Origin of the sequence: Cognatundibacterium aquatile (assembly GCF_014699135.1) — a bacterium.
In the GTDB taxonomy this organism is placed as follows: domain Bacteria; phylum Pseudomonadota; class Gammaproteobacteria; order Burkholderiales; family Burkholderiaceae_D; genus Undibacterium; species Undibacterium aquatile.
Genome location: NZ_JACOFT010000001.1, coordinates 758828 through 781360 on the forward strand (window position 1 = coordinate 758828; position 22533 = coordinate 781360).

A 22533-nucleotide genomic window follows, 5' to 3' on the forward strand; every position below is an offset into this window, starting at 1 on the left:
ATAACGCACCATGTTCATTTTTTGCAGCATTACGCGATTGCGCTTCTGTTTGTTGTAAATCGGAATAATTCAAAAAAACTGGTGTTACACTCACTTGCCGCAATACAATCCGGTTTATATGCAGCAGCTTGCTGACTAATATCCTGTCTGATCATTGCAAACGCCTGTTCTGAATACCTATTAACGATAAATTATTCCAGACTCATGGAAAACCGAGGCAAAAATAAAGAACGGATTATTCCCCTGAAGATATTTGCCTTTTGCACTTGTCTGATTCTTGCCGTCATTGTGGCGCAGAGCTGGTGGTCGATTGCCGAGGATAAAAATCTGACCTTGTCTGACGCCCAGCAGGATAGTTACTTCACCGTCCGTATTCTTGAAGAGCATGCCAATCGCGCATTAAGTGAAGTTGTTCAGTTGATGGATGCGATCAGTGAACAGGTCGCTACTTACCCGCCTGAAAAAGATACCCAGAAAAGCAGGTCGGAACAGATTTTAGCGAATCAACGCCACCATTCGCAGTTATTGAGTGCGGTATCGCTGTTCGATACACAGGGGCAGCATCTTGCTTCTGATTTTGTCGATAGCTCATCTCAGCAGCTTCGGCCAACACCACCGTTATCGCCACAGTTGCATGTGACATCGCTCATCAGTAATCCCACCGATACGCAATTAAGAGTGGGGGCCGCAATCAAGTTGACAGGTTCTGATCAGTGGATATTGCCAGTTGCTAGAAACGTGATGGGGCTGAATGGCCAGCGTGCTGGCATTCTTGAAGTGCAAATGCGCCTCAACTATCTACAAGAATTTTATGAATTGGTTGCACGCGGCAGCGTGGCATCGGTCTCACTTCATGATTTGAACGGAATCGTTCTGACCGGGGCACCAGCTGATAATTATATTTTTAATCGTAGTCTTAAGCAGCCAGCTTTATTGTCGGCGATCGTCGATGGCTCCAGAGAGGGATCGCTTTATGGTGGCGCACTACAGGATGGCAGTGGTGAGTTTTTGTACACCTACCGGAAAGTCGCAGGATTTCCACTGACGCTGTTATATGCACGCAATGTCGAAAATATTTTGTCGGACTGGAAGAGCAGGGTCAGGCATAAAATGTTGTACACATCAGCGACGCTTATTCTTATCCTGATTCTGATCTGGCTCTTGTTAAGGCAGGTGCAGCAGTTAAATCACTCCCGCCTCCGGGTCGAGGCAAGTGAGGAGCGATATCGCTTGCTGTTTAGCGGCGCAGAAGATGCGATTTTGCTGATTAATCAGGATCATCGTTATGTCGATTGCAATCCCGCTGCCGTCAGGTTGTTTGGCGTTAGCAGTGTCGCCGATATCGTCGGTCACAAAGCGGGTGAGTTTTCATCCATATTGCAAGCGATGCCGGGCACGCCGCAAAATGACGGTGATACCTTGATTGATCAATTCATCGAACGTGCTTTTGATGGTGTTCCTCAGCGTTTTGAATCGATCATGGAGAGAGAGGGGAATACCCTGTATAACGAGGTGACTCTCAGCCTGGTTGAGTTAAATGGCGAGAGGCTGTTGTTTTGTACCGAGAGAGACATCAGCGCCCAGAAATATTCAGAGCAATTGCTGGAGGCTCAGAATCATCTGTTGCAACTGATCGGTGCGAATGAAGATCCGCTGTTTATTCTGAGCTCAGTCTGTGATTTTGTCGAAAAATTACGGCCATTCTGGTGTGTGGGAATTCAGTTACTGGCCGATGATCAGAGAACTTTTATTCAAAGTGTCGGGCGCGGTTTTCCTGACATATTATCGAAACAGATCGTCGATATGCCGGTTGCGCATGGCAGTGGGATCTGGAGCGAAGCTGTATTAGTCGCCTGCCCGGTGCAGCTCAGTAATTTTCAGCAAGCGCCATCGATGCAGTTCGTCAATGATCTGGAAGCGTTGGGTAAAATAAATGCTGGCAGTGCGTGGCCGTTGATGGACAAGCATGGCCACATATTAGGCAGTTTCACGGTGTTACTGGCGGAATCGCAAGAATTAAGCGATGACGATATGAGTTTGATTGGCATCATGATCGAGATCGCCACGATCGCGATTGAAGGCCGCCGCTCCGAGAAAAAAATACTGCAACTGGCGCATTATGACGAGCTTACTGGTTTACCCAACCGGTTTTTATATCATCAGCATCTCGCCAAAGCTTTGGCACTGGCGGAGCGAAACAGCTGTCAGCTTGCGGTGCTTTTTCTCGATCTGGACCGATTTAAGAATATTAACGACACCTTTGGTCATGATGAAGGTGATCGTGTCTTGCGCAGTATTTCTCAGCGTTTCCGACAGGTCTTAAGGGAATCGGACATCATTGCCAGAGTTGGCGGTGATGAGTTTATTTTGCTGATTGATCAATTCAGTGACCCACGTGATTTGGGGGATGTCGCGGACAAACTGTTATTCGAAGCATCGCAACCATTTGAAATTCATGGTCAGGAATGCCAACTCAGTGCCAGCATTGGTATTGCCACTTTCCCCGCAGATGGACACGATGCGCAAACTCTGCTGAAAAATGCGGATATCGCGATGTACAGAGCCAAAAATAAGGGCAAGGATAATTACCAGTTTTATGCATCTGAAATGAATACACACACAATTGAGCAGTTAGCTTTTGAGGCTCGTTTGCGTAAGGCTTTAGAGAGACTGGAATTTGTTGTGTATTATCAGCCTAAGATTTCACTGCAGACCGGAAAGATCGTCGGAGCCGAAGCCTTGGTTCGCTGGGATCATCCTGAGCGTGGAATTCTTTATCCCGGAGATTTTATTGAATTGGCGGAAGAGACGGGCTTAATTAGCCGGCTCGGCATGCTCGTGCTCGATATTGCCTGTCGCGATGTGTTGAGCTTCCGGCAGATGGACAGTGATTTTGGGCGGATTGCAATTAATTTATCAGGCTCGCAATTCAATGACCCTCAGCTTTTAGATGAAATTAAGGGTATCGTCGATTTCTGGCGGGTGCCTGCCGATGCCATTGAATTTGAGATCACGGAAAGTATGGTGATGCATAACCGTGAGCAGGCGATAGTGTTGATGGATGGCTTCAGGTCGGCGGGTTTCAGCCTTTCCATCGATGATTTCGGTACCGGTTATTCTTCCCTGGCTTATCTGAAACGATTTCCTGTTGATAGTGTGAAGGTGGATCGCTCCTTCATCAAAGATATCCCGGATGACCCGAATGACACCGCGATCGTATTAGCCATCGTCGCGATGGCGCACACCCTGGGACTAAAAGTTATTGCTGAAGGTGTCGACGCGCAGACGCAGCTGGCAATTCTGACTGACTTTAAGTGCGACGAATATCAGGGCTTTTATTTTAGTAAAGCGGTGCCTGCAAAAGAATTTCTTCAACTGCTGCAACAGCAAGTGAATTAAAGCCATCGCCTTATTCAAGAGGCGATCTTTACTTGTGATCTCTCTCGTTTCATCTTTGCCGCTGGGAATGCAGGCGAACGTCGGCAAACACGGTCGCAACATCCTCAAAATTACCCTAAGAGATCCAATGACGCGGGATTTTAAGCTCTTTATTCCTCCGCGTATTACAAGCCACTTTCACTATCTTCTGTAACTCATTAATTTTATTCAGTTATTTGAATAAATTAACTTTCTCGATAGTTGCGCTAAGTCATTGACTTCATTAAAGAAACTGCTGTTTTTCTGAGTAATTTCACTTGACCATGTTGATGGCATCCTCTAAAGTGGGAAACAGTGTGAGAAAGTGTAATTTTGTGGGATAAATCCCCAATTTTCATTTATCTTCGCAAACTGAGTCATATCAATCCAAGTCCAGGTAAAAGGTAAAAGCGTGTTCCAGGGTCCATCCGCACTCAATCTCGATGCGAAAGGCAGAATGTCAATTCCTGCCCGCTATCGTGATGCCCTGAGCGAACAATACGAGGGCCACATCACCCTGACCCGCCATCCTGACGGGTGCCTGTTGCTGTTTCCACGTCCGACCTGGGAATCTCATCGTGAGCAAATCGCCGCCTGGCCTATCCAGGCGCGTGACTGGAAACGTATTTTTCTGGGAAATGCATTTGACGTCGATATGGATAGTGCTGGCCGTATTTTGCTGGCACCAGAGTTGCGTAATGCCGTTGGTATTCAGCGTGACATCATGATGCTGGGCATGGGGAGCCATTTTGAAATATGGGATGCCGGTAAGCTTGCCGAAAATGAAGCCAACGCGAAAGCGGCTGGTGCTCCTGATGTGCTAAACAATTTTACTTTCTGATCGCGGGCAATGACGATACAGCAGGCGACAGAATATACCCATACAACTGTGCTCTTGAATGAGGCAGTGGATGCACTCGGCATAGCCGGTGAACGGGCAAATGGTGTCTACATTGACGGCACGTTCGGGCGAGGTGGGCATAGCCGCCTGATCCTGCAACAGCTCGGACCGAAAGGTCGTCTGATTGCTTTTGATAAAGATGCGCAGGCGATTGCCAGTGCAGCTGAAATCAGCGATCCCCGTTTTCATATTGTGCATGACAGTTTTGCGGCAATGACCGCTGCGCTGGAAGAACTCGGCGTCAGTAAAGTGGACGGTATCTTGATGGATCTGGGTATTTCATCACCGCAAGTGGATGACGCGAGCCGTGGTTTTAGTTTCCGCTCAGACGGTCCGCTTGATATGCGGATGGATACCAGTCGTGGCATGTCTGCTGCTGAATGGCTGGCAGTGGAAGAAGAAGAAAAAATCAGGGAGGTGATAAAAAATTATGGGGAAGAACGGTTTGCTTTTCAGATTGCAAAGGCGATTGTTGCTCGCCGGCAAACGGAGTCCATTACTGGAACCCGACAACTCGCCGAACTTGTCGCGCACGCCGTCAAAACTCGCGAGAAGGGCAAGGACCCGGCAACTCGCACCTTTCAGGCTATACGGATTTTCGTCAATAAGGAGCTTGAAGATCTCGAGATAGGGCTTGATGCTGCTTTTGCTGCGCTCTCTCCTTTCGGGCGAATGTCAGTGATCAGTTTTCATTCTCTTGAAGACCGGATAGTGAAGCAGTTTTTTGCTTCTAAAGTGAAACTTGAGCAGCCAGACCGGCGCTTGCCTATCCGTCACGTCGATTTACCGCAAGCACAAATGCGTTTGCTGAACCGGATTAAGCCTTCTGAAGCCGAGGTGGTTGCCAATCCTCGTGCGCGCTCGGCGATCTTGCGTATTGCTGAACGTTTGCCAGAGGTGCTGAAATGATCACGCGCGTGAACATTTTTCTGGCAATCGCATTGATCGCCTGCGCTTTGTCTCTGATTAATTCTCAGTATCAGGCTCGACGTTTGTTTATTGAGCTCGAGCGTGAGCAAAGTCTCAGCAAACAATATGAATTGCAATGGACCCAATTGAAACTGGATCAATCCACTTTTGGTAAACACTCGCGCATTGAGGAAACCGCGAGCAAGGAACTGAACATGGTGCCGGTCACGCCGGCGCGCACCCAATATCTGAAAGCGGCGGAGCTGAAATGAGCCGTGCTGGGAACATGTCGCGCACAGCTGCTTCACGCGGTGTTTCATTTTCTTCCAATCCGGTGTTGGAAGTGAAATTGCCTATCTGGCGTTCCCGGCTGGTTTTATTTTTATTATTCGGCGCTTTTTTTGCGCTGATCGCCCGTGCTTTGTGGCTGCAGGGAATGACGACGGATTTTTTGCAGAAGCAGGGAGCTAATCGATATGCCCGCACATTAGAGCTACCGGCAACGCGCGGAAAAATCACAGACCGGAATGGTCAGGTGCTGGCGTCATCGGTACCAGTAAAGGCGATATGGGCGATCCCCGACGATGTTCTGGAAGCGCCCAAAGATAAAATCCGACAACTCGCAGCCTTACTCGATATGAGTGAGGCTGAGTTACGTAAGAAACTCGATTCTGATCGTCAGTTTGTGTATCTGAAGCGGCAGGTCGAACCGCAGATATCCGACAAAATTCAGGCGCTTGCTATTCCTGGTGTTGAAACCCGCAAAGAGTACAAGCGTTTTTATCCAGAGGGTGAAGTCATGGCACACGTCGTCGGCTTCACGAATGTGGAAGATATCGGGCAGGAAGGAATTGAGCTCGCCTCGGAAAAAAATCTAGCAGGTAAAACGGGTAGCCGTCGCGTCATTAAAGACCGCCTTGGTCGCATCGTTGAAGATATTCGTGCTATTCGTGAACCACATGATGGCAAAGAGCTGACCTTGTCGCTTGATAGCAAGATTCAGTATATCGCTTACACCCATTTAAAAGATGCAGTAGAAAAACACAAGGCAAAAGCTGGCGGCGCCGTTGTGCTTGACGTTCACACCGGAGAGGTTTTGGCTCTGGTGAATTTACCCAGCTATAACCCGAACGACCGCTCGGTATTGACCGGTGCGCAGTTGCGTAATCGTGTTATTACCGATACGTTCGAGCCGGGTTCGACCATGAAACCCTTCACCGTTGCACTGGCGCTTGAGACTGGACGGGTTACTCCGGATACCGTATTTCAGACCGCACCGGGTTATATGACGATAGGCCCGGCTGTGATTCATGACGCCCATAAAGAATCTGTGCTGACCGTTGCGCAGATTATCCAGAAATCCTCGAATATCGGCGTCGCCAAAATGGCGTTACAAATGCCACCTAAGGAAATGTGGGAGTTGTTTACCACCTTAGGTTTTGGGCAGCAGCCAAAAATTGGTTTTCCCGGTGCCGTTGCCGGTCGTTTGCGTAATTATAAAAATTGGCGGCCCATCGAGCAGGCGACAATGAGTTACGGCCATGGTCTGTCGGTGTCCTTGCTGCAAATGGCGCGTGCGTATACGATTTTTGCGCGCAACGGCGACATGATACCGATCACATTTCAAAAAACTAGTGACGCTCCGGCAGCGCAGCGGGTCATTTCCGACAAAACAGCGCAGCAATTGCGCGTCATGATGGAATCGGTAACACAGCCGGGTGGTACCGCAACGCAGGCGCGTGTGCCCGGCTATCGCGTTGCCGGAAAAACCGGTACTGCACATAAGATAGAAGGTGGTCGCTACGTGAATAAATATGTCGGCGACTTTATTGGCTTTGCTCCGGTATCGAATCCACGAGTCATCGTTGCTGTGATGATTGATGAACCAAGCGCTGGCGGTCATTTTGGCGGCATCGTCGCCGCCCCGGTTTTTGCTGCAATCACCGCGAACGTATTGCGCTCTATGAACGTGCCACCTGATTCATCCGTCACCAGCATCATTCCTGACAATAGCGTGCAGGAGAGCATGTAATGACCAATAAAAAAATATCCATTAACGAGATTGTTAACTGGCTGCGGCAAGTCGCACCTGAAGCACAGTTGTGCTCAAATTCGGCAAAAATCATTACTGGCGATGTGTTTTTTGCTGCCCGCACGCATCATGGCGATGGCCGCAAATATATTCCTGATGCGCTTGCTCGTGGCGCAATTGCAGTTGTATATGACGTTGCGGATGGCGATACTTTCGTGTGGGATGAGAGTATTTCAGTCCCTCATTTTGCAGTGCCGGATTTATCGCAGCAACTCGGGTTGATCGCCAACGAGTGGTATGGCAATCCAGATCGGGCTATGTTCAGCGTCGCTGTGACCGGCACCAACGGCAAGACATCCTGCAGTCAGTGGCTGGCAAAAGCGCTGTCAATGGAAAAGTGTGACACCGCAGTGATAGGCACACTGGGTACCGGCATTTATCATCAGGGAGTATTAGGACAGTTATCAGAAACGGGCTTTACAACGCCAGACGCAATCAGTTTGCAACGCGAGTTGTCTGTGATGCAGAAGAATGGTGCAAAGGCGCTGGCGATAGAAGCATCGTCCATTGGTCTGGATCAGGGGCGGCTGAATGGCTTACATATTGACGTCGCTTTATTTACTAATCTGACACGCGATCACCTTGATTATCACGGTGATATGGATGCCTATGCCGCGGCCAAACAACGCTTGTTTGGCTGGAATAGTTTGACGACCGCCATCATCAATCTCGATGACGTGTTCGGGCTTAAACTTTTAGCGCATTTGCAGCAGGCACGGCCAGACGTGCGTCTGATGACTTACAGTCTTGAAAAATCAAGTTACGAAGGTACTGCTTTACTGAGCGCCAGTAATTTGAAAACAACGCATGCCGGAACCAGCTTTCATCTTGAATCGCCGCTTGGCTCCGGTCTGGTGAAAACACAACTGATAGGCCGGTTTAATGTCAGCAACATTCTTGGCGTCCTCGCTGTTCTGCTGAGCAAAGGAATTCCTTTGTCGAAAGCGTTGGCGCTGATAGAGAAATTACCGCCGGTGCCAGGTCGCATGCAATTAGCCGGTACTGCCGGACATGTAATGGTCGTGATTGATTACGCCCACACACCGGATGCCCTTGAAAAGACTCTTGAAGCTTTGCGCCTCGTCGCGGATGAGCGTGGTGGACAACTATGGTGTGTTTTTGGTTGTGGCGGTGATCGAGATCCAGGCAAGCGTCCACAGATGGGACGGATATCGGAGCAAGCGGATCACGTGATTGTCACCAGCGACAATCCGCGCAGCGAAGATCCCGCTCATATCATCGGGCAGATTGTGGCAGGGATGAGTAAAACTGCCCACATCATCGAAGACCGGGCAAACGCAATTTTGTACGCAATTAAACACGCTGGTGATCAGGATGTGGTGCTGCTGGCAGGCAAAGGGCATGAAACCTATCAGGATATCAATGGTAAGAAATGGCCATTTTCAGATGCAGAACATGCTGCGCTTGCGCTTGCAACCGTGGCAACCAGCGGCAACATGAAGAGAGGTAGCTGATGCATTTTACTCTTCAACAATTGCAGCCAGTGCTGACATCCGCGATCATGAAAGCGGACGCAGCGGTGACAGGTTTAACCACCGATAGCCGCAAAATTAAGGCGGGGGATTTGTTTGTCGCCTTGCGTGGTGAAAATTTTGATGCCCATGATTTCCTCGCGCAGGTTGCTAATTCAGGCGCAGTCGCTGTCGTGGCAGAACGGATTCCGGAACATTTTGCATTACCTGCACTGATCGTGCCGGATACCAAACTGGCATTAGCTGAGATCGGCCGATACTGGCGACAACAGTTTATGTTGCATGTCATCGGGGTGACTGGCAGTAACGGTAAAACGACCGTTAAAGAAATGATTTCATCGATTCTGAGCGTGGCTTTTGGTGTCGAATGTCGTTTAGCGACCAGCGGCAATCTGAATAATGAAATCGGCGTACCGCTGACTATCCTTGGTCTCAACTCATCTCACCGGGCAGCAGTGATAGAAATGGGTATGAATCATCCCGGGGAAATTGCCTTGCTTGCCTCAGTTGCTTTACCGACAGTCGTCTTAGTTAATAACGCCCAGCGTGAACATCAGGAGTTTATGCAGACGGTGAAAGCTGTCGCTGAAGAAAATGGTGCAGCTATAAGAGCTCTGCCAGATGACGGTGTTGCTGTTATTCCTGCAGAGGATGAATATTGTTCTTTGTGGCAGCAATATGCGGCAGAACGCGGACAACGTAAAGTTATTCGCTTTGGATTAAACAGCGATGCCGAAGTCCATGCCAGTTTTGTGGCGACCCCATTTGGTAGTGAAGTCAACATGTATATAGCAGGCCGCGCGTCTGAGGTTCATTTGCAGGCAGCCGGTCAGCACAATGTATTGAATGCGCTCGCCGCCGCCGCGTGCTGCCACGCGATAGGAATTTCTGACGAATTAATCGTTGCTGGCCTGGAGAATTTCAGCCCGGTGAGTGGCCGTTTGCAGCGTAAGCAAGCCAGCTGTGGCGCGATGGTGATTGACGATACCTACAATGCCAATCCGGATTCTGTCCGTGCCGCAATCGACGTGCTGACGCAGATCGGCGGAGGTACTGTTCTGGTACTGGGTGACATGGGTGAAGTGGGCGAAAACGGCGCTCAGTTTCATAAAGAGATCGGCGAATATGCCAAAGCTCAGGGTATTACAGAGCTGTATTTACTTGGTGATCTGGTCGCCCATACGGCAACGGCATATGCCGGGGCACACTATTTCACTGAGATACAGGATTTATTCAACGCCTTAGACAACAGTATTCATCAGGAAAAGACAGTACTGGTCAAAGGCTCACGTTTCATGAAAATGGAACGCGTTGTCAGCCATTTGTTGGCGGCGGATGACGGCACTTCAACACAACAAAAAATAACAGGAACTCATTAGCATGTTGCTCTGGTTGGCAGAAATTTTTAAACAGGATCTGGGGCTGCTACGCGTCTTCGGTTTTATCACGTTCCGCGCAGTATTTGCGACCATGACCGCGTTGGCGATCGGCATTTTTGCCGGGCCAGCGGTGATCCGTATGCTGACTCGTCTGAAAGTTGGCCAAGCCGTGCGTTCGTATGGCATGGAAACGCATCTGGTGAAGTCTGGCACGCCAACGATGGGCGGTGTACTCATTTTGATTTCGATTGCGGTGTCGACGCTGCTGTGGTCTGACTTGAGTAACCGCTTCATCTGGGTCGTGTTGATCGTGACTCTGGGTTACGGTGCGGTCGGTTGGGTTGATGATTATCGCAAGGTAGTCTACAAAGATCCGGAAGGTATGCGTTCGCGCGAAAAATATTTCTGGCAATCATTGATCGGTATTGCTGCGGCGTTTTATCTCGCATTCTCGGTATCGGCACCAAGTAATTCCAAGATTCTTGAATTGCTGTTTGCGTGGGTGCAATCAGGTTTCAGTATGGATTTACCGCCGAAGGCAGATTTGATTGTGCCGTTTTTTAAATCGATCAGCTATCCACTCGGAGTCTGGGGCTTTATCGCGCTCACGTATTGCGTGATCGTCGGCACCAGTAATGCGGTGAATTTTACCGATGGACTCGATGGCCTTGCCATCATGCCCGTGATTATGGTTGGTACTGCATTAGGTTTGTTTGCCTATTTGTCCGGACATATCGGTTACTCGAAATATCTGTTGATTCCGCATATTCCGGGAGCAGGTGAATTGCTGATTTTCTGCGGCGCGATGACCGGTGCCGGTCTCGCATTCTTGTGGTTTAACGCGCATCCAGCGCAGGTGTTTATGGGCGACGTCGGCGCATTGGCGCTGGGTGGTGCGCTCGGCACGCTGGCGGTAATCGTCAGACAGGAAATCGTTTTGTTCATTATGGGCGGTATTTTTGTCGCGGAAACACTGTCGATTATTTTGCAAGTGTCTTACTTTAAATTTACTAAAAAACGATTTGGTGAAGGCCGCCGTTTATTTTTGATGGCACCTCTGCATCATCATTTTGAGAAAAAAGGTTGGAAGGAAACGCAGGTGGTCGTGCGTTTCTGGATCATCACGATGTTGCTGGTATTGGTTGGCTTATCTTCACTGAAGTTACGTTGAAGTCTGGTTTTGTTATTTTCTGGCAGAAGTAAGGGTTTATGAAATTTTCTGAAAAACACGTATTAGTCCTGGGGCTGGGAGAATCCGGTCTCGCAATGGCACGCTGGTTGTTGCGTGCCGGGGCTCGTCTGCGTGTTGCGGATACCCGCTCTGCACCTGAACGTTTAACGGCGTTACGCGCTTTGAGCAATCAGATTGAATTCATTGCCGGTGAGTTTTCTGCAGAATTGCTGAACGATATAGATTTTGTGGCAGTCAGCCCCGGTCTTGCTCCCGCGCGCGAACTGCGTGACATCATTCCGGCTGCAGCTGCGCAGAATATCCCGCTATGGGGCGAGATCGAGTTGTTCGCGCAAGCCCTGTTGAGCCTGAAAGAAGAGCGTGCGTATCAGCCAAAAGTCATTGCGATTACCGGCACGAATGGTAAAACTACAGTGACCAGTCTGGTTGGCTTATTGTGCGAACGCGCTGGTTTATCAACCCGTGTCGCTGGCAATATTAGTCCGGCAGTTCTTGATGTCTTGTACGAAGTGATGGAACAAGACGTTCTGCCACAAGTATGGGTGTTGGAATTATCCAGTTTTCAGTTGCACACGACATTCAGTCTGAATGCGGATGTGGCGACCGTGCTTAATATCACCCAGGATCACCTCGACTGGCATGGCAGCATGCAAGCCTATTGCGCTGATAAAGCGCGGATTTTCGGTGAGACAACGATACAAGTCCTGAATCGTGACGACGCTTTGGTGATGTCGATGTTGAAGCCACAGGCGGCGGTAATCAGTTTTGGGGTTGATGCGCCAGTGCATATCGGTGATCTTGGTCTGCTGAATGAACATGGCATGGGCTGGCTGGCAGTATCTGTTGCGGCGGAAGACGCCCCCGTCGTCACCAGTCGTCGGAAGAAAAAAGAAGCAGAAGAAATTCCGTGCATGATCACGCGACTGATGCCAACGGATGCTTTGCAGATTCGTGGGCAGCATAATGCAGCGAATGCGCTTGCAGCACTGGCATTATGTCGTGGCATAGGTCTTTCATTTGCGCCTTTGCTGCACGGCTTACGTGAATATAAAGGTGAGCCGCACCGGGTTGAACTCATCAATAGTGTTGGTGGTGTTGATTACATCGATGACAGTAAAGGAACGAATGTCGGTGCAACTGTCGCCGCCTTAAAAGGATTGGGGCAGCAGGCTGACGGATTCGACAAACGTATCATTCTGATTGCGGGTGGCGAGGGCAAGGGACAGGACTTTTCTCCATTGGCAGATGTGGTCGGACGATATGCGAAGAGTGTATTGCTGATCGGTAAAGCGAAGGACGAGATTCGTCAGGCGATTTCTACAACGCAGGTCGAGACTCAGGAACTTAACAGCCTGGAGCTTGCGGTGCAGGCGGCGGCAGATATTGCAAAAGAGGGCGATATTGTTCTGCTGTCCCCTGCTTGTGCGAGTCTGGACATGTTCCGTAACTATGCGCACCGATCCGAGGTCTTTGCTGATGCAGTGCGTGAAGTAGCATTGTCACGCGGGGAGATTTGTTGATGAAGCAATTGCTCCTGCCAATACAGCGATGGCTGCCATTTTCGGCTCCGGGTCCGGAGACGCAACTGGTGAATCGTTCGAAAATGATGAACTACGACCAACCATTGGTATGGGTCACCATGATCCTGATGTTATTCGGCATGGTCATGGTGTATTCGGCATCGATCTCTCTGCCAGACTCACCTAAATATGCGAGCTATAAAAATTCGCATTTTCTGGTGCGCCAGGCGATGTTTGTATTGGTCTCGATTATCGCAGCTGCTCTGGTATTTCGTATGCCCGTTTTGACCTGGCAAAAACTGGCACCGTATTTGTTCGTCTTCACTTTGATTTTGCTGGTCGCGGTTCTGATCCCAGGACTCGGTAAGGGTGTGAATGGCGCGAAACGCTGGCTTTCATTCAAGGTATTTAATTTGCAGCCATCCGAGTTCATGAAGTTATTCATGGTGCTGTATGCCGCTGACTATACGGTGCGTAAACAAGAATATATGCACAAGCTGACCAAGGGCTTCGTTCCTATGCTGGCAGCTGTGGGCGTCGTGGGATTGTTGCTGCTGCTGGAGCCCGATCTTGGCGCTTTCGGTGTGATTGTCTGTATTGCGATGGGCATACTTTTTCTGGGTGGGATTAATGGCATCTGGTTCGGTGGTATCGCCGCAACGCTGGTGGGTATTTTCACGATGGTTATTTTGCTGTCGCCGTGGCGCCGCGAACGTATCTTTGCGTACCTGAGTCCGTTTGACGATGATCATGCGCTTGGCAAAGCGTATCAATTGACGCATTCGCTGATTGCGTTCGGGCGCGGCGAGTTGTTTGGTGTCGGCTTGGGTGCCAGCGTTGAAAAATTACATTATCTGCCGGAGGCACATACGGATTTTCTGTTGGCCGTGATCGGTGAAGAGTTGGGTTTCGTCGGTGTGACTGTCGTCGTTTTATTGTTTTATTGGATCATCAAACGCGCATTTGAAATTGGCAGACAAGCGATCGCGCTGGATCAGACTTTCGCCGGTCTGACCGCGAAGGGAATCGGCATCTGGATTGGTGTACAGGCGTTTATCAATATGGGCGTGAATCTCGGATTGTTGCCAACCAAAGGTCTGACTTTGCCGTTGATGAGCTATGGTGGTTCTGGTGTGTTAATTAATTGTGTGGGGCTGGCTATCTTGCTGCGGGTCGATTATGAAAATCGCGTTTTGATGCGTGGAGGCCGCTTATGACTTCAGTCTCACCGAAAAAGCTCATGATTATGGCGGCGGGTACTGGCGGTCATATTTTCCCGGGGCTGGCAATTGCAGAATTGATGCGGGAACGCGGCTGGGAAGTGTCCTGGCTCGGAACCATGACAGGCATGGAGTGCCAGATTGTTCCTAAGTATCAAATTCCTATGGATAGCCTGGACTTCACCGGTTTGCGAGGCAAAGGCTGGAAACACAGCGTGACCGGGGCTTTCAAACTGATCGCCAGTTTTTTTCATTGCGCACGCATTTTCAGTCAGCGTCGGCCTGATGTTGTGCTTGGTATGGGCGGCTATGTGACGGTACCAGGCGGTGTTGTCGCCGCCTTGCGTGGTACTCCGCTGGTATTGATGAATGCCGATGCCGCATTGTTGTTGTCGAATAAAGCGTTGAAACCATTTGCCAGCAAACTGTTATTTGGACTGCCGTCTGAGAGTTTATCCGTAGATCAAAAAATCGCTTTGACCGGTAATCCTGTGCGTCAGGAAATTACGGCTTTGCCTGCACCCGCAACGCGTTATGCGCAGCGTACAGGTGCTTTACGTATTCTGGTTGTCGGCGGTAGCCTTGGCGCAAAAGTGTTGAATGATTGCCTGCCACAAGCACTGGCATTGATTCCGGAAGCGCAGCGTCCGACGTTAACTCATCAGTCAGGCAAACAAAATATTGATGCTTTGCGTGCGAATTACGCGCAAGCTGGCGTGCAGGCCGAGATACTCGATTTCATCGACGACATGCCGCAGCGTTATGCTGAGGCAGATCTGGTGATTTGCCGCGCTGGTGCCATTACGGTATCGGAGTTAACTGCAGCAGGTGTTGCCAGCATACTCGTACCTTTTATGGCTTCCAGTACGTCGCATCAAAAGGAAAATGCCACCTGGATGGCACAGCAGCAGGCCGCAGTTTATCTGCCTCAGTCGGAGCTGACACCGGCGCTGTTGGCTGAAAAATTACAGGCGCTTGATCGCCACCAATGTTTGCAGATGGCAGAGAAAGCGTATGCACTCGGTCAACGCGAAGCGAATGCAAACATTGCAAAAATTCTGGAAGCATTAGCATGAAGCATAAAGTTAAACATATTCATTTTGTCGGTATTGGCGGCTCAGGCATGAGTGGTATCGCCGAGGTCTTACTCAATCTCGGATACACCATTTCAGGTTCAGATCTGAGTAGCAACTCTGCGTCGCAACGTCTCGCAAGCCTCGGTGCTGACGTGAAGATCGGGCATGCGGCGGAAAATATTGCAGGAGCGGACGCGGTTGTGACGTCAACGGCAGTGAAAGCAGATAACCCGGAAGTGATCGCTGCCAGAGCGAAGCACATTCCTATCGTGCCACGCGCGCTGATGTTGGCCGAGCTGATGCGTCTGAAGAGCGGCATTGCGATTGCCGGCACACATGGCAAGACAACGACGACCAGTCTGGTGGCGAGCGTGTTGGCGCAAGGTGGTTTTGATCCTACGTTTGTGATTGGCGGACGCCTTAACAGTGCTGGTGCCAATGCTAAATTAGGAAGTGGCGATTTCATCGTTGCCGAGGCGGATGAGTCGGACGCTTCATTTCTGAATCTGTTGCCAGTGATAGAAGTCATCACGAATATCGATGCCGATCACATGGAAACCTATGGACATGATTTTGCGCGACTGAAACAGGCATTCATTGAATTCACGCAACGCCTGCCATTTTATGGCGTTGCTGTGTTGTGCGTGGATGATTCGAATGTACGTGAAATCATGCCGTTTATCTCTAAGCCTGTCGTCACTTACGGTTTTCGGGAAGATGCAGATGTCCGCGCGATTGACGCGATTGCTGCCGATGGCAAGATGCATTTCACCGTGGTGCAGGATGGTTATGCTGATATGCGAGTGAGTTTAAATCAGCCTGGTATGCATAATGTTCAGAACGCCTGCGCTGCGATTGCGATCGCGCGTGAAGTCGGCGTCGCAGATGAAGCGACACAAAAAGCATTGAGCGAATTCAATGGTGTGGGGCGTCGCTTTACCCGTTATGGTGAAATCGCTTTGGCCAGTGGTGGCAGTTTCGCACTGGTAGATGATTATGGTCATCATCCGGTCGAAATGGCGGCAACCCTGGCGGCCGCGCGTGGCGCTTATCCGGGACGTCGTTTAGTTCTGGCATTTCAGCCGCACCGCTATACCCGGACACGCGATTTGTTTGAGGATTTTGTTAAAGTCATTTCTACAGCTGACGCTGCCGTGCTGGCGGAAGTGTATGCCGCAGGCGAAGCGCCGATACTCGCCGCTGACGGACGTTCACTGGCACGCGCCTTGCGGGTGATGGGAAAAATAGAGCCGGTATTTGTTGAGGAAATACAAGAGATGCCGGAAAGCTTGTTACACGTCCTAAAAGATGGTGACGTGTTGATTGTGATGGGTGCAGGATCTATCAGTGCAGTGCCGGCAAAACTGGCACAGGCAAAATAAATGAAGTGATACAAAATCATGAGCGAAATTGATTATAAATCTTTAGGTAAAGTCGGCGTTTTGTTTGGCGGGCGTTCTGCTGAGCACGATATCTCCATCATGTCTGGCAGCGGCGTATTGGCAGCGCTGAAAAGCAAGGGCGTCGATGCGCATGCCTTCGATCCTGCTGAACGCAGTATTGCGGAATTAGCTGCTGAAAAATTTGATCGCGTGTTTATCGCATTGCATGGTCGATATGGTGAAGACGGCAGTATGCAAGGTGTGCTGGAACAGTTAAATATTCCGTATACCGGCAGCGGTGTCATGGCATCTGCGATTGCCATGGACAAAATTTTTACGAAGCGCATTTGGCAAACCCATGGCATCAGCACGCCGGGCTACGCTGTGTTGAACGCGCAATCTGATTTAGCAGCGATTACTCAGAACCTGGGTTTGCCGCTGATCATGAAGCCGCCACACGAGGGCTCGACGATAGGAATTACTAAAGTGAATACTGCTGCTGAAATGCAGCAGGCGTATACGCTTGCCGCGCAGTTTGATGAAGTCGTGCTGGCGGAGGAATTTATTGAGGGGCGTGAATTCACTGTTGCCGTACTCGGCAGAGGTGAGCAGGCTTATGCATTGCCCATCATTGAAATCGTTGCACCGGATGGTAACTATGATTATCAGAACAAATATTTTACCGACGATACGCAATACCTGTGTCCCGCACCACTGGATGCGGTACTGACAACAGAGATTCAGCAAATGGCTGTGGAGGCTTATCGCGCACTAGATTGTGAAGGCTGGGCAAGGATAGACGTGTTGGTACGTCATTCTGATCAGCGTCCATTTTTGCTGGAGATAAATACCTCGCCAGGTATGACAGGGCATTCACTGGTACCGATGGCTGCCAAAGCAACTGGGATGAGTTACGAGGATCTGTGCGTTGAAATTTTAAAAACAGCACGCTTGAAAATCCGTACTGAAACAAAGTAAAAAAGGAATAACTGATGTGGCATGACGTCAAACTGATGAACAACACGGCAAATGCCTTATTCGGCATGGTGCTGTTCATTCTGATGATGTCTGGCGTCTGGTGGGTGATACAACGCCCGATGTTCACATTGGCCTCGATCCGGGTGGAAGGCATGAGTTCGCAAGCCTTAAAACACGTGAATGCGTTGACGATTAAAAATTCAGCCATTCCACGAATCAGAGGAAATTTTTTTACGGCGAATCTGGATGCAGTACGCGGTGCTTTCGAAAGCGTTCCATGGGTAAGAAAAGCGAGTATTCAGAGAGAGTGGCCGAATAAGCTGATTGTGAAACTGGACGAGCATGTTGTGTTAGGCACCTGGGGGGATGACGGTCGTTTGATTTCTGTGAGTGGTGATGTGTTTACCGCCAATCTTGCCGAAGCAGAAGAAGACGCTGATCTGATTAACCTGAGCGGCCCTGATGGCAGTGAAAAAGAAGTGCTGACGCAGTATCAGGAATTTAAAAAATGGTTTTCCAGAATAAATCTTGAACCGGACGAAGTGAAATATTCCAGTCGGTATGCATGGAGCGTCAAGTTAAATAATGGCATGCAGGTAGAGTTGGGCAGGGTGCAGGACGGTAAGACTTTGCAGGATAGAGTGGATAAATTGATGACGGTCTATCCGCAATTGATATCGAGTCTGGAAGATAGTATTCAAAGTGTAGATATGCGTTATCCAAATGGATTGGCGTTGAAATCCAGCCACAGTTCCATGGGATTGAAAAAGCAAACAAAAGCAAGTGGAAAGACATGACAAAAGACGCAAAAAATCTGATCGTTGGTCTCGATATCGGAACCTCCAAAGTGGTGGCGGTTGTCGCTGAAGTCATGCCGGATGGCAGGCATGAAGTGATCGGCCTGGGACAGCACGAATCGAAAGGCCTGAAAAAAGGCGTGGTCGTGAATATTGAGGCGACCGTCGAATCGATACAGCGTGCGCTTGAAGAAGCCGAGCTGATGGCGGACTGTAAGATCAGTCGTGTTTATACCGGCATTGCAGGTAGTCATATCCGCAGCTTTAATTCCAGCGGCATGGTGGCGATTAAAGATAAGGAAGTCACCGCCGCCGACGTGTCGCGCGTAATCGAAACGGCAAAAGCGGTCAACATTCCGACTGATCAGCAGCTGCTGCATACCTTGCCTCAGGAATTCATTGTCGATAGTCAGGATGATGTACGTGAACCGATAGGTATGAGCGGTATCCGTCTCGAAGTCAAAGTACATATCGTGACTGGCGCCGTTTCTGCTGTCCAGAATATTGTGAAATGCGTGCGCCGTTGTGGACTGGAAGTGTCCGATCTGATTCTGCAACCGATGGCGTCGGCAGAAGCGGTGCTGACGAAAGACGAAAAAGAACTCGGCGTTGTTCTGATTGATATTGGCGGCGGCACGACAGACGTGGCGGTCTTCAGTGAAGGCGCGATTCGTCATACGGCTGTGATTCCGATTGCAGGTGATCAGATCACGAATGATATTGCGATGGCTTTGCGCACACCGACTTCGGAAGCGGAAGAAATCAAAGTGCGTTTCGGTGTTGCCAAACAAGTGCTCGCTGATCCGGCGGATACGCTGGATGTGCCGGGGCTGGGTGATCGTGGTCCGCGCTCGTTGTCACGTCAGGCGTTGGCAGCAGTGATTGAACCACGTGTTGAAGAGTTATTTGCGCTGGTGCACCAGGTGGTACGTGAATCCGGTTATGAAGATGTGCTCTCATCAGGCATCGTTTTAACAGGCGGATCGTCAGCGATGCCAGGTATGGTCGAGATGGCGGAAGATATATTTTTAAAGCCAACGAGATTAGGGATGCCAGCGTACAGCGGACAACTTGCTGATGTTGTCAGAAGTCCGCGTTACGCCACTGTTTTAGGGTTGTTGTTGGAAGCGAAGAAGCAGTATTTGCGCGGTCATCTTGTGACAAGGCAGGAAGGTTCAGCAAAAGCAGTCTGGCAGCGCATGAAAGAGTGGTTTTTGGGGAATTTTTAAGTAGCTTTTTGTATCGTAATTGGTGTACTCATTTTATAATGGTTTGATCTACAGTTATTAGTCGCTAGTCGTCACATCTTGTGATCATTAGCGACTGGTAACTGCCTATCTGGAGGAGTCATGATGGAGTTCGATATGGTTGATAACGCCACACAAGGTACTGTAATCAAAGTGGTTGGCGTGGGTGGTGCCGGCGGCAATGCTGTTCAGCACATGATCAATAAAGGGGTTTGCGGCGTTGAATTCATCGCCGCAAATACGGATGCGCAAGCATTGCTGCAATCCAAAGCGCATAACGTGATTCAAATCGGTGAAACCGGTTTGGGTGCTGGTATGAAACCGGAAGTCGGTCGTAAGCTGGCAGAAGATTCACGTGCCCGCATCGAAGACGCATTGCGTGGCGCACACATGGTCTTTATCGCTGCTGGTATGGGTGGTGGTACCGGTACCGGTGCAGCACCAGTCGTGGCACAAGTGGCGAAAGAGCTTGGTGCCTTAACCGTGGCGGTGGTTTCCAAACCTTTTTCTTACGAAGGTAAGAAATGCATGGACATCGCTGATGAAGGTCTGGATGCGCTGACCCAGCACGTCGATTCGCTGATCATCATTCTCAACGAAAAACTCGAAGAGATTTATGAAGACGACAGCATGATCGAATGGCTGCAACATGCGGATGATGTGCTGAATAATGCCGTTGCCGGTATTGCTGAAATCATCAATGTACCGGGTCATATCAATGTTGACTTCAACGACGTGAAAACGATCATGGGTGAGCAAGGTAAAGCAATGATGGGTACGGCGACAGCATCCGGTGTTGATCGCGCACGCATCGCTGCTGAGCAAGCCGTTGCATCACCTTTGCTGGATGGTATTGATTTGTCCGGTGCGCGTGGTGTATTGGTGAATGTGACTGCCAGCCGTAGCCTCAAAGGTAAAGAAATTAAAGAAGTCATGGCAGCTGTGCGCGCATTCGCAGCACCGGATGCATCGATTGCTCAAGGTATCGCATACGACGACACCATGGGTGACGATATCCGTGTGACGGTCGTTGCAACAGGATTGGGACGCGGTAAGAAAAATATTCAGCTGGTGCAAACACCGATGCTGCGTACCGGTACCAATAATGAGCCGATGATGGCTGCGGCGATGGCTACAACGACAGTGTCGAATGGTATGGCAAGCGCTGCACCAGCATTTGACGGATTGAGCAAGCCAGCAGTATGGCGTCGCGAATCTGCGTCAGACACGGTGCGTGCGTTAGAAAAAAATGGCATGGAAACGTACGACATTCCAGCATTTTTGCGTAAGCAGGCAGACTGATTTATCTGTCGTACTCATTAAAAAAGCCCGCATACAATGCGGGCTTTTTTTATTTTTGGCAAAATTAATCGAGGTACGCCCTCGATACATCCGGGGCGTTATTTCTTAATTTCCGCTGGCCGCTTTGACAGCTGCAGTTGCGTCAACAATACCGGCTCCACAGCCGGGACAGTTTGCCGGTGCCGGGCGCGCGGTTTTGATCAGTATGCTGCGTACCTGCGCGGATGTCAGTTTAGGATTGACTGCCATCATCAGCGCGATCACACCCGCCACATGCGGTGTCGCTTGCGAGGTACCCGCCATCAAACCATACGTGGTGTCATCCGTCGCGACGGTTTTTCCGCTTGGCAGCGTTGAGAGGATTCTGTCTGCCGCTGTCGTAAAGCCTCCACCCGGCGCGGTGACGCTGACGGTCGCTCCGTAATTTGAATAACTTGCGCGACCACCGGTGATCGAGTTTGATGCGACGGTAATCACACCCGGGCAGTTCGCCGGACTCGACAGGCGTGCGTCAAGCGCTTCATTGCCGGCCGCGACAACAATCACTGCTCCATTCGCGATCGCACTTTGATAGGCTGCTGCATTTGTTTTACTGCAGGCATGTGTACCGCCAAGAGAGAGATTAATGACATTCGCTTTGTTGGTGTTATCCGGCACGCCTTCGATATGTAATCCTGCAGCCCAGGCAACGGCATCGGCAATATCTGAACTTTCTCCGCCACATTTACCCAGTGCTCTTAACGGTAAAATCCGGGCGTTCGGTGCGACACCGGTAATTCCGGTACCGTTGGCTGCTGCAGCAATTGTGCCTGCCACATGTGTGCCATGCCAACTGCTATCTTGTGCGTGAGACGGGCAATCTGTATCCGTTTTTTCTACCCAGTCACCGAGGTCAATCGCATCCGGGCCGCGCGCGCTGCTCACATCCTTTGGCAACGTAATGCGGGCTGTCGAGGCCTTGCTGATAAAGTTGTAGCCATACTGATTTGCGCTTCCGCCTGGTGCCGGGATCAGATTTTGCAGCAGATCCGGATGTGGACGGTAGCCAGTGTCAATGACGGCAACGGTGACTTTGTCACCTTTACTGATATCCCAGGCCGCAGACAGATTCAGACCGCCTGGCTGTGTGGCACTTTCCTGCATATCCCATTGCGAGGTAAATAGCGGGTCGGTCGGGGTATACGCCGGGCGCAGAATGTAATCTGGTTCTGCATATTCGATAGAGCGGTCGGCTGCTTGCAGTTTCGCGGCGAGTGCCATCATTTGCGAAGGTTTTAACGCAGTATTTGCGCGATACACCCAGCCGCCGGTAACGATCTGACGCTTTAACGCAAATGTGGCGTTATAAGTTCTGGCGACTGATTGTAGTGCCGATATTCTTTGTGTCTGCACTTGTGCCAGCGCCGCTTTATTGCCGCTGAGGCTGGCCGCTTCGTTTGCATTGCTGCGCTCATTGCGGTACTTCACTATGATCTGAGTCAGATTTTCTGCTTCTCTGCGAGGCGTGGCAGTGGTGTTGTCCTGCTCTCTGACGGTGGCGTGCGCTGACGCACATATCATGGTGCCGAGTATGGCTGCGATCAGAGGTTTTGCTTTGAAAGCGAAAAATTTCATACGATGTTCTCCAT

At 50.1% G+C, this 22533-nt stretch carries 17 protein-coding genes; 16 read left to right on the top strand and 1 reads right to left on the bottom strand.

Translation table 11 applies throughout. From position 1 onward, the window contains the following. Window positions 1–204: 204 nt before the first annotated feature. From H8K26_RS03445 to ftsZ, 16 genes are all read left to right on the top strand, one after another. Window positions 205–3399 carry an EAL domain-containing protein gene (locus tag H8K26_RS03445; RefSeq protein ID WP_190477312.1) on the top strand — a complete coding sequence of 1065 codons (3195 nt, stop codon included), beginning with the start codon at window positions 205–207 and terminating at the stop codon, window positions 3397–3399. A gap of 430 nt (window positions 3400–3829) precedes the next feature. Continuing rightward, on the top strand, window positions 3830–4258 hold the full coding sequence (mraZ, locus tag H8K26_RS03450) for a division/cell wall cluster transcriptional repressor MraZ (RefSeq protein WP_186896379.1): 429 nt from the start codon (window positions 3830–3832) through the stop codon (window positions 4256–4258). 9 nt (window positions 4259–4267) lie between these two features. Next, the gene (gene rsmH, locus H8K26_RS03455) at window positions 4268–5227 is read left to right on the top strand and encodes a 16S rRNA (cytosine(1402)-N(4))-methyltransferase RsmH (RefSeq protein ID WP_190477314.1); all 960 of its coding nucleotides are present in this window, start codon (window positions 4268–4270) and stop codon (window positions 5225–5227) included. Further along, window positions 5224–5499 (top strand): cell division protein FtsL, encoded by a 276-nt coding sequence (gene ftsL / locus H8K26_RS03460; protein WP_186884773.1) that lies wholly within the window; start codon window positions 5224–5226, stop codon window positions 5497–5499. The genes rsmH and ftsL overlap by 4 nt, the downstream gene beginning before the upstream one ends. Then, entirely contained in the window at window positions 5496–7259 is a 1764-nt protein-coding gene (locus tag H8K26_RS03465; protein WP_186896381.1) for a peptidoglycan D,D-transpeptidase FtsI family protein, read from the top strand. The genes ftsL and H8K26_RS03465 overlap by 4 nt, the downstream gene beginning before the upstream one ends. Further along, window positions 7259–8794: a UDP-N-acetylmuramoyl-L-alanyl-D-glutamate--2,6-diaminopimelate ligase gene (locus H8K26_RS03470; RefSeq protein ID WP_190477316.1), complete on the top strand. Its 1536-nt coding sequence runs from the start codon at window positions 7259–7261 to the stop codon at window positions 8792–8794. Before H8K26_RS03465 ends, H8K26_RS03470 begins: the two co-directional genes overlap by 1 nt. Next, window positions 8794–10191 (top strand): UDP-N-acetylmuramoyl-tripeptide--D-alanyl-D-alanine ligase, encoded by a 1398-nt coding sequence (locus H8K26_RS03475; RefSeq protein WP_190477319.1) that lies wholly within the window; start codon window positions 8794–8796, stop codon window positions 10189–10191. Before H8K26_RS03470 ends, H8K26_RS03475 begins: the two co-directional genes overlap by 1 nt. A 1-nt stretch (window position 10192) precedes the next feature. Next, window positions 10193–11362: a phospho-N-acetylmuramoyl-pentapeptide-transferase gene (gene mraY / locus H8K26_RS03480; protein WP_186884777.1), complete on the top strand. Its 1170-nt coding sequence runs from the start codon at window positions 10193–10195 to the stop codon at window positions 11360–11362. Window positions 11363–11400: 38 nt separating this feature from the next. After that, a complete protein-coding gene (murD, locus tag H8K26_RS03485) occupies window positions 11401–12903 on the top strand; it encodes a UDP-N-acetylmuramoyl-L-alanine--D-glutamate ligase (RefSeq protein ID WP_190477321.1) in 1503 nt (500 codons plus the stop codon). An 83-nt stretch (window positions 12904–12986) separates the two neighbouring features. After that, window positions 12987–14120: a putative lipid II flippase FtsW gene (gene ftsW / locus H8K26_RS03490; protein ID WP_223826840.1), complete on the top strand. Its 1134-nt coding sequence runs from the start codon at window positions 12987–12989 to the stop codon at window positions 14118–14120. Continuing rightward, a complete protein-coding gene (murG, locus tag H8K26_RS03495) occupies window positions 14117–15199 on the top strand; it encodes an undecaprenyldiphospho-muramoylpentapeptide beta-N-acetylglucosaminyltransferase (RefSeq protein ID WP_190477323.1) in 1083 nt (360 codons plus the stop codon). Before ftsW ends, murG begins: the two co-directional genes overlap by 4 nt. Beyond that, window positions 15196–16581 carry a UDP-N-acetylmuramate--L-alanine ligase gene (murC, locus tag H8K26_RS03500; protein ID WP_190477326.1) on the top strand — a complete coding sequence of 462 codons (1386 nt, stop codon included), beginning with the start codon at window positions 15196–15198 and terminating at the stop codon, window positions 16579–16581. The genes murG and murC overlap by 4 nt, the downstream gene beginning before the upstream one ends. An 18-nt stretch (window positions 16582–16599) precedes the next feature. Beyond that, on the top strand, window positions 16600–17559 hold the full coding sequence (locus H8K26_RS03505) for a D-alanine--D-alanine ligase (protein ID WP_190477328.1): 960 nt from the start codon (window positions 16600–16602) through the stop codon (window positions 17557–17559). Window positions 17560–17573: 14 nt separating this feature from the next. Next, window positions 17574–18356 (top strand): cell division protein FtsQ/DivIB, encoded by a 783-nt coding sequence (locus tag H8K26_RS03510; RefSeq protein ID WP_190477331.1) that lies wholly within the window; start codon window positions 17574–17576, stop codon window positions 18354–18356. Next, window positions 18353–19585 carry a cell division protein FtsA gene (gene ftsA, locus H8K26_RS03515; protein WP_186884784.1) on the top strand — a complete coding sequence of 411 codons (1233 nt, stop codon included), beginning with the start codon at window positions 18353–18355 and terminating at the stop codon, window positions 19583–19585. The genes H8K26_RS03510 and ftsA overlap by 4 nt, the downstream gene beginning before the upstream one ends. A gap of 123 nt (window positions 19586–19708) precedes the next feature. Continuing rightward, window positions 19709–20905, top strand: coding sequence for a cell division protein FtsZ (ftsZ, locus tag H8K26_RS03520; protein ID WP_186884961.1), 1197 nt, complete (start codon window positions 19709–19711; stop codon window positions 20903–20905). A gap of 105 nt (window positions 20906–21010) precedes the next feature. Here ftsZ and H8K26_RS03525 read toward each other — a convergent pair whose 3' ends face one another. Continuing rightward, window positions 21011–22519, bottom strand: coding sequence for a S8 family peptidase (locus H8K26_RS03525; protein ID WP_190477333.1), 1509 nt, complete (start codon window positions 22517–22519; stop codon window positions 21011–21013). Window positions 22520–22533 lie beyond the last annotated feature (14 nt).

Bases quoted from the DNA above. Each gene is read 5' to 3' on its own strand.
- rsmH (WP_190477314.1), top strand. From the start codon at position 4,268: ATGACGATACAGCAGGCGACAGAATATACCCATACAACTGTGCTCTTG.
- H8K26_RS03505 (WP_190477328.1), top strand. From the start codon at position 16,600: ATGAGCGAAATTGATTATAAATCTTTAGGTAAAGTCGGCGTTTTGTTT.
- H8K26_RS03475 (WP_190477319.1), top strand. From the start codon at position 8,794: ATGCATTTTACTCTTCAACAATTGCAGCCAGTGCTGACATCCGCGATC.
- ftsW (WP_223826840.1), top strand. From the start codon at position 12,987: ATGATGAACTACGACCAACCATTGGTATGGGTCACCATGATCCTGATG.
- murG (WP_190477323.1), top strand. From the start codon at position 14,117: ATGACTTCAGTCTCACCGAAAAAGCTCATGATTATGGCGGCGGGTACT.
- ftsL (WP_186884773.1), top strand. From the start codon at position 5,224: ATGATCACGCGCGTGAACATTTTTCTGGCAATCGCATTGATCGCCTGC.
- H8K26_RS03525 (WP_190477333.1), bottom strand. From the start codon at position 22,519: ATGAAATTTTTCGCTTTCAAAGCAAAACCTCTGATCGCAGCCATACTC.
- H8K26_RS03445 (WP_190477312.1), top strand. From the start codon at position 205: ATGGAAAACCGAGGCAAAAATAAAGAACGGATTATTCCCCTGAAGATA.
- H8K26_RS03470 (WP_190477316.1), top strand. From the start codon at position 7,259: ATGACCAATAAAAAAATATCCATTAACGAGATTGTTAACTGGCTGCGG.
- ftsZ (WP_186884961.1), top strand. From the start codon at position 19,709: ATGGAGTTCGATATGGTTGATAACGCCACACAAGGTACTGTAATCAAA.
- mraY (WP_186884777.1), top strand. From the start codon at position 10,193: ATGTTGCTCTGGTTGGCAGAAATTTTTAAACAGGATCTGGGGCTGCTA.
- H8K26_RS03510 (WP_190477331.1), top strand. From the start codon at position 17,574: ATGTGGCATGACGTCAAACTGATGAACAACACGGCAAATGCCTTATTC.
- ftsA (WP_186884784.1), top strand. From the start codon at position 18,353: ATGACAAAAGACGCAAAAAATCTGATCGTTGGTCTCGATATCGGAACC.
- H8K26_RS03465 (WP_186896381.1), top strand. From the start codon at position 5,496: ATGAGCCGTGCTGGGAACATGTCGCGCACAGCTGCTTCACGCGGTGTT.
- murC (WP_190477326.1), top strand. From the start codon at position 15,196: ATGAAGCATAAAGTTAAACATATTCATTTTGTCGGTATTGGCGGCTCA.
- murD (WP_190477321.1), top strand. From the start codon at position 11,401: ATGAAATTTTCTGAAAAACACGTATTAGTCCTGGGGCTGGGAGAATCC.